General features: G+C 43.7%; 17 protein-coding genes, 1 tRNA gene and 2 pseudogenes. 9 read left to right on the top strand and 11 right to left on the bottom strand.

The features are described from left to right. The 8 genes and pseudogenes from AC1MDJ_RS04230 to AC1MDJ_RS04195 form a co-directional block, all read right to left on the bottom strand. On the bottom strand, positions 1-604 hold a 604-nt coding region (locus AC1MDJ_RS04230), incomplete at its 3' end, for an IS1595 family transposase (protein ID WP_479689708.1). Positions 605-655: 51 nt separating this feature from the next. Beyond that, a pseudogene (locus AC1MDJ_RS04225) lies at positions 656-763 on the bottom strand (2-C-methyl-D-erythritol 2,4-cyclodiphosphate synthase); the annotation flags it as partial. A gap of 16 nt (positions 764-779) precedes the next feature. Continuing rightward, entirely contained in the window at positions 780-1,904 is a 1,125-nt protein-coding gene (locus AC1MDJ_RS04220; protein WP_479689707.1) for a Fic family protein, read from the bottom strand. Positions 1,905-1,989: 85 nt separating this feature from the next. After that, positions 1,990-2,490, bottom strand: a complete 501-nt coding sequence (gene ispF / locus AC1MDJ_RS04215) for a 2-C-methyl-D-erythritol 2,4-cyclodiphosphate synthase (protein ID WP_479689706.1) — start codon at positions 2,488-2,490, stop codon at positions 1,990-1,992. Next, a complete protein-coding gene (dnaA, locus tag AC1MDJ_RS04210) occupies positions 2,483-3,862 on the bottom strand; it encodes a chromosomal replication initiator protein DnaA (RefSeq protein WP_479689705.1) in 1,380 nt (459 codons plus the stop codon). Before dnaA ends, ispF begins: the two co-directional genes overlap by 8 nt. A gap of 2 nt (positions 3,863-3,864) precedes the next feature. After that, positions 3,865-5,127 (bottom strand): glutamate-1-semialdehyde 2,1-aminomutase, encoded by a 1,263-nt coding sequence (gene hemL / locus AC1MDJ_RS04205; RefSeq protein WP_479689704.1) that lies wholly within the window; start codon positions 5,125-5,127, stop codon positions 3,865-3,867. Positions 5,128-5,136: 9 nt separating this feature from the next. After that, the gene (locus AC1MDJ_RS04200) at positions 5,137-6,210 is read right to left on the bottom strand and encodes a DUF1207 domain-containing protein (protein WP_479689703.1); all 1,074 of its coding nucleotides are present in this window, start codon (positions 6,208-6,210) and stop codon (positions 5,137-5,139) included. Positions 6,211-6,219: 9 nt separating this feature from the next. Further along, entirely contained in the window at positions 6,220-6,810 is a 591-nt protein-coding gene (locus AC1MDJ_RS04195; RefSeq protein WP_479689702.1) for an acyloxyacyl hydrolase, read from the bottom strand. A 136-nt stretch (positions 6,811-6,946) separates the two neighbouring features. Here AC1MDJ_RS04195 and AC1MDJ_RS04190 point away from each other — a divergent pair, with 136 nt between their 5' ends. The 3 genes from AC1MDJ_RS04190 to AC1MDJ_RS04180 are packed head-to-tail and all read left to right on the top strand — an operon-like array spanning position 6,947 to position 9,192. Beyond that, positions 6,947-7,981: a DUF1207 domain-containing protein gene (locus AC1MDJ_RS04190; protein WP_479689701.1), complete on the top strand. Its 1,035-nt coding sequence runs from the start codon at positions 6,947-6,949 to the stop codon at positions 7,979-7,981. 16 nt (positions 7,982-7,997) lie between these two features. Further along, a complete protein-coding gene (locus tag AC1MDJ_RS04185; protein ID WP_479689700.1) occupies positions 7,998-8,279 on the top strand; it encodes an AtpZ/AtpI family protein in 282 nt (93 codons plus the stop codon). Between the two features lie 13 nt (positions 8,280-8,292). Then, a complete protein-coding gene (locus AC1MDJ_RS04180; RefSeq protein WP_479689699.1) occupies positions 8,293-9,192 on the top strand; it encodes a peptidoglycan DD-metalloendopeptidase family protein in 900 nt (299 codons plus the stop codon). Positions 9,193-9,200: 8 nt separating this feature from the next. Here AC1MDJ_RS04180 and AC1MDJ_RS04175 read toward each other — a convergent pair whose 3' ends face one another. Both AC1MDJ_RS04175 and mltG read right to left on the bottom strand, forming a co-directional pair. After that, positions 9,201-10,121: a Ppx/GppA phosphatase family protein gene (locus tag AC1MDJ_RS04175; protein ID WP_479689698.1), complete on the bottom strand. Its 921-nt coding sequence runs from the start codon at positions 10,119-10,121 to the stop codon at positions 9,201-9,203. Further along, complete coding sequence (gene mltG / locus AC1MDJ_RS04170) at positions 10,118-11,125, bottom strand: endolytic transglycosylase MltG (protein WP_479689697.1); 1,008 nt, start codon at positions 11,123-11,125, stop codon at positions 10,118-10,120. Before mltG ends, AC1MDJ_RS04175 begins: the two co-directional genes overlap by 4 nt. A gap of 173 nt (positions 11,126-11,298) precedes the next feature. Between mltG and AC1MDJ_RS04165 the strand changes: the two are divergent. Both AC1MDJ_RS04165 and AC1MDJ_RS04160 read left to right on the top strand, forming a co-directional pair. After that, positions 11,299-11,487: pseudogene (locus AC1MDJ_RS04165) on the top strand (IS1595 family transposase); the annotation flags it as partial. Positions 11,488-11,566: 79 nt separating this feature from the next. Further along, a complete protein-coding gene (locus AC1MDJ_RS04160) occupies positions 11,567-12,952 on the top strand; it encodes a DNA recombination protein RmuC (RefSeq protein WP_479689696.1) in 1,386 nt (461 codons plus the stop codon). A 29-nt stretch (positions 12,953-12,981) separates the two neighbouring features. On the opposite strand, the gene AC1MDJ_RS04155 is transcribed toward AC1MDJ_RS04160, so the two are convergent. Further along, positions 12,982-13,066: transfer RNA gene (locus AC1MDJ_RS04155), tRNA-Leu, on the bottom strand. 338 nt (positions 13,067-13,404) lie between these two features. On the opposite strand from AC1MDJ_RS04155, the gene rpsF reads away from it, so the two are divergent. The 4 genes from rpsF to AC1MDJ_RS04135 are packed head-to-tail and all read left to right on the top strand — an operon-like array spanning position 13,405 to position 15,502. After that, positions 13,405-13,893 (top strand): 30S ribosomal protein S6, encoded by a 489-nt coding sequence (rpsF, locus tag AC1MDJ_RS04150; protein WP_479689695.1) that lies wholly within the window; start codon positions 13,405-13,407, stop codon positions 13,891-13,893. 5 nt (positions 13,894-13,898) lie between these two features. Beyond that, entirely contained in the window at positions 13,899-14,342 is a 444-nt protein-coding gene (locus tag AC1MDJ_RS04145) for a single-stranded DNA-binding protein (protein ID WP_479689694.1), read from the top strand. A gap of 28 nt (positions 14,343-14,370) precedes the next feature. Further along, on the top strand, positions 14,371-14,598 hold the full coding sequence (rpsR, locus tag AC1MDJ_RS04140; RefSeq protein WP_479689693.1) for a 30S ribosomal protein S18: 228 nt from the start codon (positions 14,371-14,373) through the stop codon (positions 14,596-14,598). A gap of 16 nt (positions 14,599-14,614) precedes the next feature. Next, complete coding sequence (locus tag AC1MDJ_RS04135; protein ID WP_479689692.1) at positions 14,615-15,502, top strand: hypothetical protein; 888 nt, start codon at positions 14,615-14,617, stop codon at positions 15,500-15,502. The last annotated feature ends 182 nt before the right edge of the window (positions 15,503-15,684 follow it).

The following is a 15,684-nucleotide window of genomic DNA, read 5'->3' as shown; positions in this document are numbered from 1 at the left end:
TTCCATAATTAAACCTAAACTCACACTCCTTTAGAAACAAGTTAAACTTGTCTTTCTGTATCCCGTTAAACTTCCGCATCTGCCTCTTAGCCTGATTCCAAAAGTTCTCTATCCCATTTATATGGTTGTGTTCCCTCGCAAACTCCTTGCTGTGGTTAATCCTATAATGCTTAAACTCTGATACATCTAACGCATTATAACTGCGATAATAATCACTATAAACGATACTATCAGGTTTGACTTTACCCCGTATAATAGGCAACGAAGTTTGAGCTTTTGTATCGTCTACTACTTGTGAATAAACCTTGCCACCCCTCTCTAACAAACCAAAAACAGCCGTCTTACCCGCTGCCCCTCGTCCTCGCCTGCCTTTTCTGACACCACCAAAATAACTCTCGTCAACCTCAATTTCGCCACACAAAAACGGAGAGTCTTTCTCAATGTTGTAACAGATTATTTGACGCAACTTATCATAAAACTTGATAGCTGTATTTCTGTTGACACTAGAAAGCTCAGCAGCAGTTCTAGCTGTAGCACCTGATATAAAAAAGTTAAACAAACTTTTTATTTGGCTACTAGATAGCCTACAATGCCTTAATTTCATACTTCCAATAGGATTAGTCGTGTTAGTAATATGTATAATGAGTTTGTGCTTTTACCTTACTTTTTCCACCACACTCACTACCACCGCCGCTATCCCCTCTTTGCGCCCAGTGAAACCTAGATACTCCGTTGTAGTTGCCTTTACGCTTACGTTAGATAGCTATGCGCACGGGAACTTATTCATTGACGTGTATTTCTCTCCCCTCTGTTAAGTTTATCAGTTCAGGGAAAGCGTAAACACTTGCGGCACGACCGCTCCCTTTTTTGATTGTCGTAATGATTCCTGCGGTTTCTAACTTTCTGAGAATATCAAGCACGGTGCTTTTATACGTGCCCTCTATTTTCAGCATAATTTCCTTTGAGCTGATGATTGGCTTGAAAAATAGTGCGTCCAGCGTTTTTATAGCATAGCTAGAATTGGTTAAAGCCACAAGTTGTTCCCTTGTTTTCTTATAGAGGTTTAAGATAGCTTCTACCTTTATTGTGTTGATGTTTGCCTGCTCTATAACGGCGTTCAAAAAGAATAAGACCCACCCTTGCCAGTCATTATTTTGAGTGATGCCGCGTAGTTTTTGATAATATGTATCACGGTGTTCCTCAAAGTATTGACTGAGGTAAAATACAGGTTTCGTTAATATTCCCGTTTGATACAGAAACAAGGGGATGAGAATACGTCCTAACCGTCCATTGCCATCCAAGAATGGGTGGATAATCTCAAACTGAGCATGCAACACCGCTAGCTGGATAAAGACTTCCTGCTGCTCGCTGTTAATGTATTTTTCCCAAGCGTCTAACGCTGGCAACACCTTATCTGGCGATGGCGGAATATATAAAGCCTGTTCAATAGTTGCTCCATAAGCACCTATGAAGTTCTGAACTTTCCTAAATTCGCCACGTGCCTTGTTTGCTCCACGCACGCCAGAGAGCAATATTGTATGCAGTTCTTTCAGCATATTTAGGTGGATTACAGGAGTTTTCTCAAGCAATTCTTCTGCCCCAAAGAGGGTTTTGCGATAGTTCATAATCTCACGTATATCTCTATCTTCCTCTTGCGAGTAAGACTCGCCCGCCTCAAATTTGAATACATCGCTGAGCGAAGCTTGTGTACCCTCTATACGGGAGGACAAAACCGCCTCTTGCGTGGTCATCGGGGACAGCAATATGTGCGGGTTTGGTATAGACCGCAAAAGCCCATTGTAGAGCGATACAGATGCGTTAGCTCTCCCGATTGGAATCGCCAGTTTCTCCCAGTCAAGGCTGGTTATCGGCAACGCATGAGGGATAAATGATTTCAATGACATAGAATAGATTATACACTATACAAATTAGTTTGTGTAGTGTAAATACAAAAAAACACTACACTAAACATTTAGCGTAGTGTTGAGACTACGAATAAAAGACTACTTTTTCCACCATACTCACTGCCACCGCCGCTATCCCCTCTTTGCGCCCAGTAAAACCTAAATATTCAGTAGTAGTTGCCTTTACGCTCACGCTGGATAACTCTACATTCAGCGCATGGGCTAGCCGTTCACACATGGCAGATACGTGTGGCGACATCTTTGGCTCTTGCGCTATAATAACTACATCGGTATTAGATACCTTGTAGCCCTCTTTATTGACTAGACTAACCACTTCCTCTAATAGTTTTATACTATCCGCACCTTTATACTTAACATCGCTATCAGGGAATAACTGCCCTATGTCTTTGCCTAGACACACGCCAGCGAGGGAGTCTATCACCGCATGCACCACAACATCGCCATCACTATGCGCTACAAGGGAACGGATATAAGGCACCGCCACCCCGCCTAAAATTAACTTATCACCGCTATTGCTAGCAGTGGCAAATGCGTGTGCATCAAAACCTATGCCCACTTTAAGCATTGCTATGCACTCGCTTTTCTATATTTGCTATGACATTTTTTAGCACATCGTCAGTTTCTAATCTTTTAGTTATTTTTTCAACGGAATGCATCACAGTGGTATGGTCACGCCCGCCAAAGTGTGCCCCAACCTCCTTTAACGACATTCCTAGCCGAACACGCATTAGATACATCGCCACCCCGCGCGGAACCACTATAGCCTGTGTCCGCTTGTCAGACGATAAATCTTGCACTTTTACGCTAAATGCATCAGACACAGCCATTATCATTTTCTCTGGACTAACGATAATACCTGTCTGTTTCAAGTTTTTAGCCAATACTCGCTCGGCAAATTCTATTGACAGTGTCTCCCCCTCAAAGGACGCATGCAATTCCAGCTGTTTCAACGCTCCAATCAGTTCTCGTCCATTAGTAGCCGCTAAATTATCTGCTAAAAACACCAATAAATCGTTATTTATCTTTAATCCTAGTTCATCAGCTTTTTGTGCAAGTATTGCCACGCGTTCATCGGCACTAGGGGACATAATTTCCGCCTGAAATCCGCTGGCAAACCTGCTACGCATACGTTTATCCATATTGATAGCATGCGGGGATTCATCGGACGTGATAATAATTTGCCTCTCTCCAAGCTGTAAATCATTAAATACATAGAAAAACATCTCAAGGCTTTTAGCCTTATCTTTCAAAAATTGTATGTCATCAAAGAGTAGTAGGTCTGCCGAACGATATTTTTCACGCAGCTTATCAACGTTATCTTGGACTTGCCCTTTCTCTACTCTCATCGCATTAGATACCTCACGCACAAACTCATTCGCCTCTACATATAGCACGCGCATTTTGGGGAATCGCTCTTGTAACTTATTAGACACGGCATGCATCAGATGTGTCTTGCCCAACCCCGTATCGCCATAGATAAACAGCGGATTATAGACGCTCAAATTGCCCGCAGATACCGTCTCTGCCGCCCTGTATGCCGCCATATTGCTGTCGCCAGAGACAAAGTTGTCAAACGTAAAAGCATTATATAGCGAGCCTACCCATGTGTTAGAGGCAGGTAGCTTGCCCGACACATTCCCTTTAAGCGACTTGACAGGGGAGGTTTGTTCAAATGTCTTCTCCCCAGCCGATTTGTCCTCTATAAAGATTAGTTCAGCGTCAACGGCAAATTTTTTCAAGATTTGCTTGATTTTAACAAGATAGTTTTGCTCAACGAATACTTTAACAAAATGATTTGGAGCAGACAGCGTTATCTTATCGCAAGAGGCTTCCACCAGCTTGATGGGGCGCAACCACCTATCAACATATTTAACATCAACCTCTTTTGATATGGCGGCTAGCACGCTATCCCACAGGTTAGTATTGACACTACTCAAAGCTATAGCCCCCTTACCACTTCGTAATGTGCCTTTATGGTAGTATCAAGAGCAGTATCACTCAGTGCCGCACATGCGAACATAGCTTCAAACTGTGCTGGGGCTAGCGCAATGCCGCGCTCTAACATTCCGTGAAAGTATTTTGCATATAGCTTTGTATCACTTGTCATAGCAGACTTAAAGCTATCTACTCTTTTATCAGTGAAAAATAGGCAAGCAAGCGAACCTACCGCATTAAAGGCATAGTTTTTGCCCAGTTTCTTCAAATTATCCGCAAACCCCGCCCACAAAATCGTTGCTTTCTTATTCAATTTCTCATAAAAATTAGGCTCTTGCAACTTTTTAAGCGTAGCAAGCCCTGCGGTCATAGCCAGCGGATTGCCCGATAGTGTGCCCGCTTGATAGACCGCCCCAGATGGCGACACCAGCTCCATTATATCCCGCCTGCCACCATAAGCTCCCACTGGTAGCCCGCCACCTATTATCTTGCCAAGAGTAGTTAAATCAGGCATTACGTTGTAATATTCCTGTGCCCCGCCTGCTGATAGCCTAAAGCCTGTAATAACCTCGTCAAATATTAACAGCGCACCCTCTCTAGTTGTTAAATCGCGCAACGCTTGCAAAAAGCCCTCTTTCGGTAGCACCACGCCCATATTGGCGGCAACAGGTTCTACGATAAGACAGGCTATCTGCCCGCTATATTTATTGAATAGTGCCTCAACAGAGGCTATATCGTTATAATCTGCTACTAATGTATTTTTTGTAATGTCCGCAGGCACGCCCAGACTAGACGGCTGTGCCAGTGTGAGCATTCCGCTACCACCCTTGACGAGCAAGCTATCTGAATGCCCGTGATAGCAACCTTCAAACTTTACAATTAAATTTCGTCCGGTGAATCCCCGTGCAACACGAATGGCACTCATCACCGCCTCAGTGCCTGAGCTAACCATACGTACCATATCAACTGATGGTAGCATTTCACAGGTTAACTCCGCTAACTCTACCTCTAAAAGAGTCGGTGCGCCATAGCTAACGCCCCTATCAACTGCAGCTTTCAGTGCAGCGTTAATGCTAGGTTCATTATGCCCTAGTATCATAGGACCCCAGCTGGACACGTAGTCTATATACCGTTTGCCGTCCGCATAAATGTAGGCACCATCCGCCCGCTCTACAAAATACGGCTCACCTCCGACAGAGCCGAAAGCGCGGACAGGGCTGTTGACCCCGCCCGGAATAACCAGCTTGGCACGCTCAAATATGGTCATAATTGCATCCTAATATAGATGGAAGCCTATGCCGTAATAGGTAACCTTGTTTTCATAGAACTGTCCCAACTGCGAATAGCCCGTGTAAGCCTCAAATGTAAGGAATGTATTTTCAAACGTTTCTATGCCCACCGTAAATGAATAGGATGGGGTAAAGTCGGTGGTCTGAAAACCTTTTACATCTAAACCAACTATTATACTTGGAGCTTGTGAATACTCTGACTTGATATACATATCCATCCCAGCATGCCACATCCAATACTCATAATCCCTAGGTGCATGGTCAGGCATAAACCCGCCACCGGCATATATCCTAAACCAGCTATTAGGTTCTACGGCAGCCAGCACCTCTAACATCTCATAGCTGAGATTAACACGCTTAAAGTGAGCACCGCCCGCGTCTTCTTCGGCTTCTTTTCGCAACAAATATTCATCGCCCACGTGCGTGCTCTCGTGGAAAAAGCGCGTTATAATAGTGAACCCTGGAAAAGCAAATGTGAGCGGAATACCTACCATGTAGTCGCTGTTGATAAGCGTTGTAGTGGAGCTTGTGGTGGAATCCTTATACAAATCCATAAATAAATTTACACGCCCCTGCAAACCAACTTCAGTGTAGGTATAATCACCAGCACCCGTCCTGATTAGTGAAAACGTGCCGCCAATATCACCTTCCATGCCCTTATTAAACACAGCACCTTCTTTCTCGTAAGAGTAATTATGGTAGGCTACGTGAAATTTAGGCCATTTAGGGTCTGCCACCAACGGTCTAAACAATGGTTCTCTGAATCTACGCCACTTGGTGCCGATACGTGCAAGCTCCTCATCGCTGACGACCTTGATAGTGTCTATCCCTTTCAGCTGTGATAATTCATCTATTATAGCATCATACTGGCTATCGTTTCGCACGCTCTGCGGGATAAACAGCTCCCTGCCGCGCACTTGCACGCTAGTATCCAGTCCGTACTTCCCTTTCAACAGGGCAGTCGCATAACCGCTCAAATACTGGTCATCGTTTGCTGCTATCGCAGTGCCACTAAATAACGTGAACATAAATATCAGTATGCTAAATATCCGTAGTTTCATATTCCGCTCCTAATAGGTATATAGTAGTGTAAATCCTTCAAAGTTCTGTCCATGGTTAGGCTGTTCCACATCGCCATTGGAGAAGTGTCTTGTATTTAATTCAATAGCGAACTTGCCCCACCGATAGCCCATAAACATCTTTGCGCCAAATGTCATACGAGAACCGTTTCTGGCAGTCATACGCTGTCCTACATAAACACCGCCACCCAGTCCATAATAAAAACGCCCAATTGTTATAAGCTGCATATCAAGCGACAGTCCAATTAACTGCTGGTCGTATGATGACATGCTATCAGTACCATTGTCAGTCATGCCAAACCCAAACCACTGCATAAGCTCAACATTGCGCCTAGACGGGACGCGGAAGAACGTGTCAGGCTGGCTATACTGTAGTTGAACCATCCAAAAGTCTTCGTCCTCCCAAGCAGCACCAGCTAAATGCTTTAAGCCACCCTGCCCATCAGACCGACCGCCATACGTAGAGATTTGGCTCTGGTATTCCCCCAACATCACGTTGTTCGGGTTAGCGCAGCCAACGCCAGACACAGGTAGCAAAAGCAATACCAATGTGAATTTTATAGCTTGTTTAATTCGTTTCATAGTGTGTTCTAAAATACTCCTTAAAGATACAGGCTATTCGCAATCATAAAGGATTTTCTGACAGCTGACAAGATAAATATTGCAAAATACTGATAGACCGCTATTATATACATATCTTTTTAATGAGGTGAATATAATGGAAGGTGTCCTGCTAGCAATGCTGTTTTTTACATTTAACGTCAATAGTCACGACTACGACCAATACTTGTCAGGTGCCACAACAACCGTTATAAAAGGGGAGTTTAACCCTGATGGCTACTCTGTAGTGCGAGACGGTAAACTATTCCTGCCACTTGAGCTGGAAACTGACCAGCATAACGAGGAAGTTCTAGCTGATTTGACTAAAATTCAAGGGATAGATGCTGATAGGATAGCCTACGTGCCAAATGAAGAACTTTCTCGCCTGAACGCTATGTGGACTAGTCCGCGTAAGCCACTGTTTGACCCTCTGATTGCTGACCCCAAATATCCGAAAGTACATGCGGGCTACCACTGGTACACCTACGAGGAGACGGAATATTTCCACAACGGCGTTCAAGCTGACATAGGTGGCACGTATTCACTACTGAAAGTGACGAGATGGCGTCCTGCCTACCTTGACGCTGGCTTACAAGTACGTGTATCGGCTGTGTTTGATATGGACACGATATCAGACGACCTAATAAACAGCGACTTTATGGCTGGGTTCTACACAGGGTTCAGCTTCTCAAGCTGGTCGTTGCTGTTTCGCGGGTTCCATGAAAGCACGCATTTAGGCGATGAATACGTCCTTAACAACAACATACCTGAAGATGAGCGCATAAATGTTAGCTACGAAATGCTAGAAGCAATCGTATCCATTGACTCATTAGGCATGTTCAGACCATACTTCGGTGGTGGCTGGTATGTTTATGGCTTACATGTACCGGGCGCACTGGGTCACTGGCAATATCATGCTGGTTTTGAAGTGAAGACACAAAAGAAGTTCACTAGTAGCCCGAACTTCTTGGTGGCGTTAGATGTAAAAGGCTCCAATCCATCTGACTATGCGCCAAGTGGCTCACTAATGCTAGGCGTAGAAACGTTTGATAATGTATGGCTGACGTTAGAGGGTTACACTGGCTACCACTATGCGGGGCAGTTTTTCAGCAACAAAGCAACTTATGTGGGCGTAGGTTTCCACTTATATTAAATGGTAAGGATAAATAATGCTTAAAGACAAAAAGACGGGCGACTTTTTCAGACGTGTGCTTCCCGTGTCTAGCATAGGTATAGTGCTGGTTGTCAGCATAGTCATCAGTTCATTATTTGGTTATTGGCTAGATGGCAAAATAGGCACAAAACCATACTGCACAGTATTTTTCCTGCTAATAGGCGTTGCATCAGGCGTTAAGAGCGCATATATGTTTATGAAACGGGCGGGTGTATTTGATAATATTGACAGGGTTGACGGAGTTGACAAAAGTAATGATGTTGAGAAAGATAGATGAGTAGAGGCGTGCATTGAAATATCAGATAATCGTCCTTGATGCGTCTGGCGGCGGGGCGCGTTCTGTTACTTTATCAGCGGCACTAATCGTAGGAATTCTTGCGAGTGTGCTAATTCTTGTATTCTCATTTGTAGTGAACCTGTCGCGCCTATCAGCTGCTAGGGCGCGTGCTAAATTTAGCCAAACATTATTACTGGAACAGCAGTCAGAGAGTGCACTAATTCATAAAGACTTTGAACACGCGTGTTCTAGCGGAGTAAGTGCTCTGCAAAAGAACGACCTGTTCTTTGCTGGTATATTTGACGATGACTCCATGATGAGCAGATATTATACAAAGACAGATGTAATAGACGGATTTGTGAGTACAAAGCAAATATCAGCTGATAATATTGAAGAAATAGCTGGTGAACTTAATAGCCGCGTAGAACGTTATCGGGAGATAGAGCATTATTTACAAATGCGCCATCTGGTAGAGCGACATACTCCGAACGTTTGGCCTTCTCACTCTAAACGGGCGACAAGCTCATTTGGCTTCCGGCGCTCACCTTTTACAGGTATCCCCTCATACCATGAAGGGACAGATTGCATATCGTCAATGGGTGCGCCAGTGTTTGCTACTGCCGATGGAGTGGTAGTCTATGCAGGTGTTCGCACAGGATACGGGTATTTAGTAACCATAGACCACGGGTTCGGCTATATGACACGCTATGCACATAATAGCAGGCTGCTCGTCTGGGCAGGGATGGCTGTGCAAAAGGGTGATGTAGTATCACTATCAGGCTCTACGGGCAGGAGTGCAGGACCACATTTACATTACGAGGTGCTATTTAATGGCATGCCCGTCAACTCTGAAAAATATCTACCCGACAGCGAGGGACGCATAACTAAACCTACTGGTTTTATATTTAACTAGCTATAAAGTCAGTCTTGTTCCGCTGCAATAGTTACGCCTTCGCGCAGTCCATAGACAGATACGTGGCTTTCTGTTTGATTAAAGAGCGACATTATAACTTGAATTGCGATTATCCCCGCTGGGATAAGGTCTTCCCTGCCCGCCTCTACACCAGCGACTTTTAGCCTGTCCGCTCCCGTCATAGCGCACAGCGTTGTGAGGATTTGAGCGATATTGTCCTGTCTCAATACGTAGCCCTCTATCTCATCAGGTTTGAATGAAGTAGTCGCAGCATCTACAGCGGCAATTGTCGTGACAGAACCCGCCACCCCAATTAACACTTTAGGTTTCTCAAATGTTGATATTTTGCCCGCCACATCGTTAAATTTCTCTAATAGATAATCCTTACAAGCCTTATGAACACTAGCGTCTGTAATATTCTGAAATCCGAACTTATCAGATAGTTTCACCACGCCAATTGGAACGCTGATATTGTAGAGTAGCTGTCCATCCTTTACGTAGATAAACTCCGTAGAGCCACCACCTATATCATAGACCAATGCTGGGCTTGGCACCTGTGCCATACTGGAAACTACACCCTTATATGTATAGTAGGCTTCCTGTTCTCCGCTGATAGCTATTAGCGGTATGCCTAGTTCGGCAGCTTTAGATAGGAATGCCACAGAATCGCTAGCCTCACGCACTGCACTGGTGGCAACGGCAATAACCTTATCAGCCTTATATTTTTTGATATTTTCAGCAAACGTTTTGAATAAATCTAGCGTTTTCTCCACGCCCGCTGGTGATAACTTGCCGGTCTTTTCTATACCAGCTGATAGCCTAGTTAGTGCACGTCCAGAGTAGATTTTCTTAACTATTTTGCCTGCTTGCACGTCGGCTATCAGCATACGAACGCTGTTTGAGCCTACGTCTATCCCTGCAGTTATCATTTAGACTTCTTCTGATATTTGTCAACATTTTTATCATGCTCTGCATAAGTTTCAGCGAATATATGTTTGCCGTTGTTATCAGCCACAAAGTAGAAGTAGTTGACACGTGCGGGAGCGATTACGGCGTTGAGCGACATCACCGATGGGGTGCATATCGGAGTAGGGGGTAGTCCGCGCTGTTTATAGGTATTGTATTTGTTGTTTTCATCTACTAGGTCGCGACGGCGTATATTGCCATCATACCTGCCAGTTGCTACAAGCCCATAGATAATGGTAGGGTCGGCTTGCAAAAGCATACGTATTCTAAATCTATTCAGATACACTGCGGCTACAAGCGGTGATTCTTCAGCGTCGTAGGTCTCTTTTTGCACGATGGATGCTAAAATTAACGCCTCGTAGAATGTCATTCCCTCGCGGGCTGCCTGTTCTTCAAAGTTGGCGGGGAGTGTCCTATTAAACTCTGATACCATTTTGGCAATAATCCGCTCTGGTTTATCAGCACGGGGGAAAAAGTATGTGCCTGGTGCTAAGAAACCCTCAAAACTAATATATTGTTTGCCGAGCAGTTTTTGCATCAAGTCTTTATTTCTGAAAGCTGTGAGGAGTTGTCCTTTTTTTGCGATACCTGCTGTGTCTAGTGCCTGTGCCATATCGTACATATTATAACCTTCAGGGAATGTTACCTTTATGAGTGTTTCTTTGCCCGCCAGCACGTTTTCTAGTAGCGTGTCCAACGATATATTATCAGCTAGATAGTAGCCGTAGTGCAGGCGTTTATCTACTTGGCGCAGCTTGGTAAGGTAGGCGTCAAAGCCTTCGGGCAACTTATAGCCGCCGAATAGAATGTCTCGCACCTGTTTGTAAGAATAGCCGTTCTCAATGATATATTCGCCTGAGACAATCGTCTCGGTCAGAAAGCTCTTACAAGCATTTGCCCACACTAGGCAGAACCCACCAGCGACAAGCAATAACGCGGCTATGACGGCGATAATTGTCTTCTTCATAATCAACATAGCCTAGCACATTGTTAAGAATTAGTCAAGTGGTTGCTAGTCAATCTAGCCATAGACAAGGACATAACCGCATACCATTCCAGTTTGGATTTTGATTTGAAAAGCTCAAAGGTGGGCAACTCTGAAATGCAATATTTAGATTTTGCTTATGCATCTAGTCTGATAATGGGATAGAGAACTTTTGGAATCAGGCTAAGAGGCAGATGCGGAAGTTTAACGGGATACAGAAAGACAAGTTTAACTTGTTTCTGAAGGAGTGTGAGTTTAGGTTTAATTATGGAACACCAAAAGACCTGTTGACAACACTAAAAAAATGGGTTAAAACTTACAATAAGGACGGCTTGACTAGATAAACATCTAGGACAGCTCTTATTCTTGCTATTGAGTAGTGGCATATTGTAATGTGTAGCGATATTTAGTTAGGAGTTTATAATGATTTTAGATATATTGCTTATCATTGGTTTGCTGATGGTTGTAGGATTATACGTATTTGAAGTTAAAAAACCTAAGTCTCCGACCTCTGTTGTTTCACAGGAAGAAGTAGATAAGTTCAAGACTGATATTGCTAGAATGCAAGCGATAATCCAAGAAAAAGAGACACAACTCAAGGTCAAAGATGATAAAATCGCCGCATTAGAAGCGGCTAAATCAGAGTTAGAAAGAGATAAATCTGCGATTGAAACTCGTCTTACGGAGCAAGAAAAAAATCTAAAAGAGAAGCTACAAGCCTTCCAAAATATGCACGATGAGTTATTAAAGGAGTTTAAGGCTGTGTCTTCCGAAACCATTAAAAACCAGCGAGATGAGGTGGCAAAGGCTCAAACTGACCATCTAAATACCATTATTTCTCCGTTTTCTGCGCAATTAGGAAACTTAAAAGGAGAGCTAGAAAAGAAACTCAAAGAGGTGAACGATACAACCATAGATAGCAAAGCTAAACTGGAAGAACAATTAAAAAATCTCGGCAATGCGAGTGCATCTCTCAATAAAGAAGCGGGAGAATTGACAAAAGCTCTTCGTGGAGATAAAAAAGCGCAAGGAAATTGGGCAGAATTAAAACTTAAAAGAATATTTGAGCTACAAAGTTGGGCAGAGGGAACTGAATACTCCCAACAAGAGTATCATAAGACAGAAGAAAATGGTAAGCAATATACTGACTATATTATAAAATTACCAGATGACCGCCGAATAGTGATAGATTGCAAAAATACTTTGAACAGTTGGAATGATTATATGAATGAAGAAGATGAAGCAAAGAAAACGCAATATATGAAAGAATTTGTGAAAGCCACCAAATCGCATATAGATGAACTTGACAAAGCAGAGTATCAAAAACTTGCTGGTGGAAAATTAGATTTTGTTTTTATGTTTATGCCTTTTGAGCAGGCTTATTTAGAGGCATTAGGGGCAGATAAAACCTTATTTGATTATGCTTTTCAGCATAAGGTTGCTATTACAACTCCATCTATGCTCATACCTATGCTACGAATAGTAGATACACTATGGAAACTTGATAAACAAAATAAAGGTGTTGAACGAATAGTGGAATACGCCAATAAACTTTATGAAAAATATGATGGGGTTATTACGGCTTTTATGGGTATTGATACGCATTTAGACAAAGCAAAGGAAGCCTATAATACTGCCTTTGGACGACTTAATAAAGGTAGTGGGAATGTGCTTGGTTGGCTTGAAAAAATTCGTAAGGAGGGTGGTATTCCGACTAATAAGAAAATTGCCATATCTTACGATGACGAAGAGATAGAAGAATCTATTGAACCGATGGCTATTGAAAATAGCAATAGTCTAACAGAGTAAATTTGCCGCAGATACGAAAAACTTTGATTTGGTGCGGGTAGAGGGACTTGAACCCCCACGTTGTGAAACACTAGATCCTAAGTCTAGCGCGTCTACCAGTTCCGCCATACCCGCTAATACTGCACCTCTACACTAGGCTATATTTAGCCCCGTGTCAATAGTTTTTTACTAAGCCTAGCACGTATCGCTAAAATAATGCTTGCTCCCTCCTCCCCTTGCTATACTTATACTCTCATAATGGTTTGCAATAAGGATATTGGGAAAGATTTACGGATTTATAGCATTCCACGTTGGCGTTTCTAACTGCGAGATATATCTTGTGAAACTGACACTGCTGGAACGTTAATAAAATAATTAGCCTTGACTTTTATTTCCATACCTATTATATATAGATAACTTCTTGCTACGCTGTCTATGTATAGGCGTGGCTACAACCCGTAAGGAGGGACAATTTGAGTAATTTAAGAAGTTTGCGTTCTTATGAAACGGTATTCATCCTCAGCCCAGAGTTGGGGGCTGACGCTCAGACAGAGGGCATTGATTTCTACAAGGACAGCATCGTCAAGAACGGCGGTGAGGTAGTGAACGTTGAGCTGTGGGGTAAGCGCGCTTTGGCTTACAAGATAGATGGTTTCAGCGAAGGCATCTACACTGTTATCCAGTTCAATGCTCCGACCGAGTATGTGAAAGAGCTTGAAAAACGCTACAAATTCAACGAAAACGTAATGCGTTTTGTCATTGTGCAGCTTGATGAAAAGAAATTCAAGGCTAATCCACGCAAAGACCCAGTTAAGCGTGAACGCAGGACGCAAAGGTTTGATGGCGATTCTTCGGCTGATGCAGCTTCTACAAATGCTGGTGATTTTGCGTTTGTTGGTGCTGATGGCGCAGTCGGTGCAGTTACGGCTGAACCTGATGCGTCTGTAGCGGATGAGGGGTAGACGTCATGGCTAGTTATAATAGAGTTGTGTTAGTGGGCAACCTCACTCGCACGCCGGAGTTGCGTCACACGCAGGAGACTGACCTTGCCGTTGCCCGCACTGCCATAGCGGTGAGTCGCAAGTATAAAGAGCGTGAAGAGGTTATGTTTATAGACCTAGTCATGTGGGGCAAACAGGCGGAAGTGCTCTGCCAATATGCTACTAAGGGAACGCCTGTGCTTGTAGAAGGTAAGCTCTCGCAGAATAGCTGGGAGCAAGATGGTATTAAGCGCACCAAACACGAGATTCGCGTTGATAGTTTTCAGCTGTTAGGCAGTAGGCGTGAGCGCACGGAGGATAGTGGCGGGAATTTTAGTAGCAGTGATGCTGGATTCTCGTCAGCACCTGCGGGTGTCGGGGCAGGGGCTGCATCGGCACCTGTGCCCGAAGATGAAGATATACCATTTTAGTGGTTATTTAGGATATTAGGAGATATTTATGTCTATAATAAAAAAACCGTTTATAAAGAAACGTATTTGCAGATTTTGTTCTGAGAAGATTGATATAGACTACAAGGATGCTAGAATGTTGCGTCATTTCGTCACCGAACGTGGCAAGATTAAATCACGCCGTATGACGGGCACGTGTTCTACGCACCAGCGTCATTTAGCTGAGGCTATAAAGACTGCACGAGTTATAGCATTGTTGCCGTTCTCTATGCAGTAATAGCTAGTATTTTGTAATGTTGCAGGGTGTAGCGTTCAAGGTAGTGCTGCTGGCGTTGGTCTATGCGGTGTTTGTTGTCGTGCCTGTTGGCAATGTCATGTTTTTAGCCCCTCTGCCGCCATACCTTGTGGTGAGGATATTGAAAGAGGGCGGCAGGGCTAGTTATCTCCATATTGCGATGTTTGTGGCAGTTGCACTGGCAGTTGCTGTGGTGTTTCAGCGTGTATGGCTGTTTGTGTTTGTCTTGCCTTACATCGTTCCCGCTGTGGTTATGTATGTGGTCTATAGCAAGTATCCGTATAGACTTTTTGCGCCTGTTGCACTTGCGCCGTTGCCCCTAGTATTGCCACTGGTCTATATTCTATCCTTTACGGGCATTTATGATGTTATGCATCAGCAGGTTGTGGTTCTACTTCAAGATTATATAAAAGCAGCGGGTCCTGACTTCCCGCAAGTTTATACCGATGAGTTAATGGCTGCGTTTGAGTTCGCCTTTTCAGTGTTGCCAGCACTCACATACGGAGTGCTTGTTGTCTTATATTACTTTGTGGAGCGTTCCTGTTATTTCCGCAACAATATCGTTAGTGGCGAGGTCTATCCTCTGCCTGATGCGTTGCTTGTGCTGATTGCCGTGTCGGGTGCGTTGAAGGTTTATGGCACGTTTGCGTCTAACGAGCCGTTTGCTTTGGTCGGGCTTAATATGCTATTAGCGTTATCTATATTATGCTTTATACGCGGGTTTGATGTAGTGACGTATCATTTGCATAGTCGGCGCGTGCCATTAGTGCTACGTGCTATAGCATACGCTACGCTGTTCACACGGTATCTGTTTATATCTATTGCTGTGCTGGGCTTTGCCAGTGTTTTCAAAGACCTGACGAGCAAACCCGCTAGTAAGGTTTAAGGAGCTACTCTAGCGCAATCTTGCAAGTTATATTATAAAAAACAAGGATAAAATCTGTAACTTTTTGCTTGCAATTTATGAAAGTTAGCGTTATTCTGCTGTGTTGCTTTATCTTCATAAGCGAGGTTGTTAGTTATGCGCTCATTAAAGTTGCTCCATGTCTGCCCCTCCCCCCATTTAAT

Source organism: Candidatus Termitispirillum reticulitermitis (genome assembly GCF_054655775.1).
The sequence above is the reverse complement of the archived record's forward strand: the minus strand, read 5'-3'. Positions and strand labels throughout refer to the sequence as shown.

Bases quoted from the DNA above. Each gene is read 5' to 3' on its own strand.
- AC1MDJ_RS04220 (WP_479689707.1), bottom strand. From the start codon at position 1,904: ATGTCATTGAAATCATTTATCCCTCATGCGTTGCCGATAACCAGCCTT.
- ispF (WP_479689706.1), bottom strand. From the start codon at position 2,490: ATGCTTAAAGTGGGCATAGGTTTTGATGCACACGCATTTGCCACTGCT.
- hemL (WP_479689704.1), bottom strand. From the start codon at position 5,127: ATGACCATATTTGAGCGTGCCAAGCTGGTTATTCCGGGCGGGGTCAAC.
- AC1MDJ_RS04200 (WP_479689703.1), bottom strand. From the start codon at position 6,210: ATGAAACTACGGATATTTAGCATACTGATATTTATGTTCACGTTATTT.
- AC1MDJ_RS04195 (WP_479689702.1), bottom strand. From the start codon at position 6,810: ATGAAACGAATTAAACAAGCTATAAAATTCACATTGGTATTGCTTTTG.
- AC1MDJ_RS04190 (WP_479689701.1), top strand. From the start codon at position 6,947: ATGGAAGGTGTCCTGCTAGCAATGCTGTTTTTTACATTTAACGTCAAT.
- AC1MDJ_RS04185 (WP_479689700.1), top strand. From the start codon at position 7,998: ATGCTTAAAGACAAAAAGACGGGCGACTTTTTCAGACGTGTGCTTCCC.
- AC1MDJ_RS04175 (WP_479689698.1), bottom strand. From the start codon at position 10,121: ATGATAACTGCAGGGATAGACGTAGGCTCAAACAGCGTTCGTATGCTG.
- mltG (WP_479689697.1), bottom strand. From the start codon at position 11,125: ATGAAGAAGACAATTATCGCCGTCATAGCCGCGTTATTGCTTGTCGCT.
- AC1MDJ_RS04160 (WP_479689696.1), top strand. From the start codon at position 11,567: ATGATTTTAGATATATTGCTTATCATTGGTTTGCTGATGGTTGTAGGA.
- AC1MDJ_RS04145 (WP_479689694.1), top strand. From the start codon at position 13,899: ATGGCTAGTTATAATAGAGTTGTGTTAGTGGGCAACCTCACTCGCACG.
- rpsR (WP_479689693.1), top strand. From the start codon at position 14,371: ATGTCTATAATAAAAAAACCGTTTATAAAGAAACGTATTTGCAGATTT.
- AC1MDJ_RS04135 (WP_479689692.1), top strand. From the start codon at position 14,615: ATGTTGCAGGGTGTAGCGTTCAAGGTAGTGCTGCTGGCGTTGGTCTAT.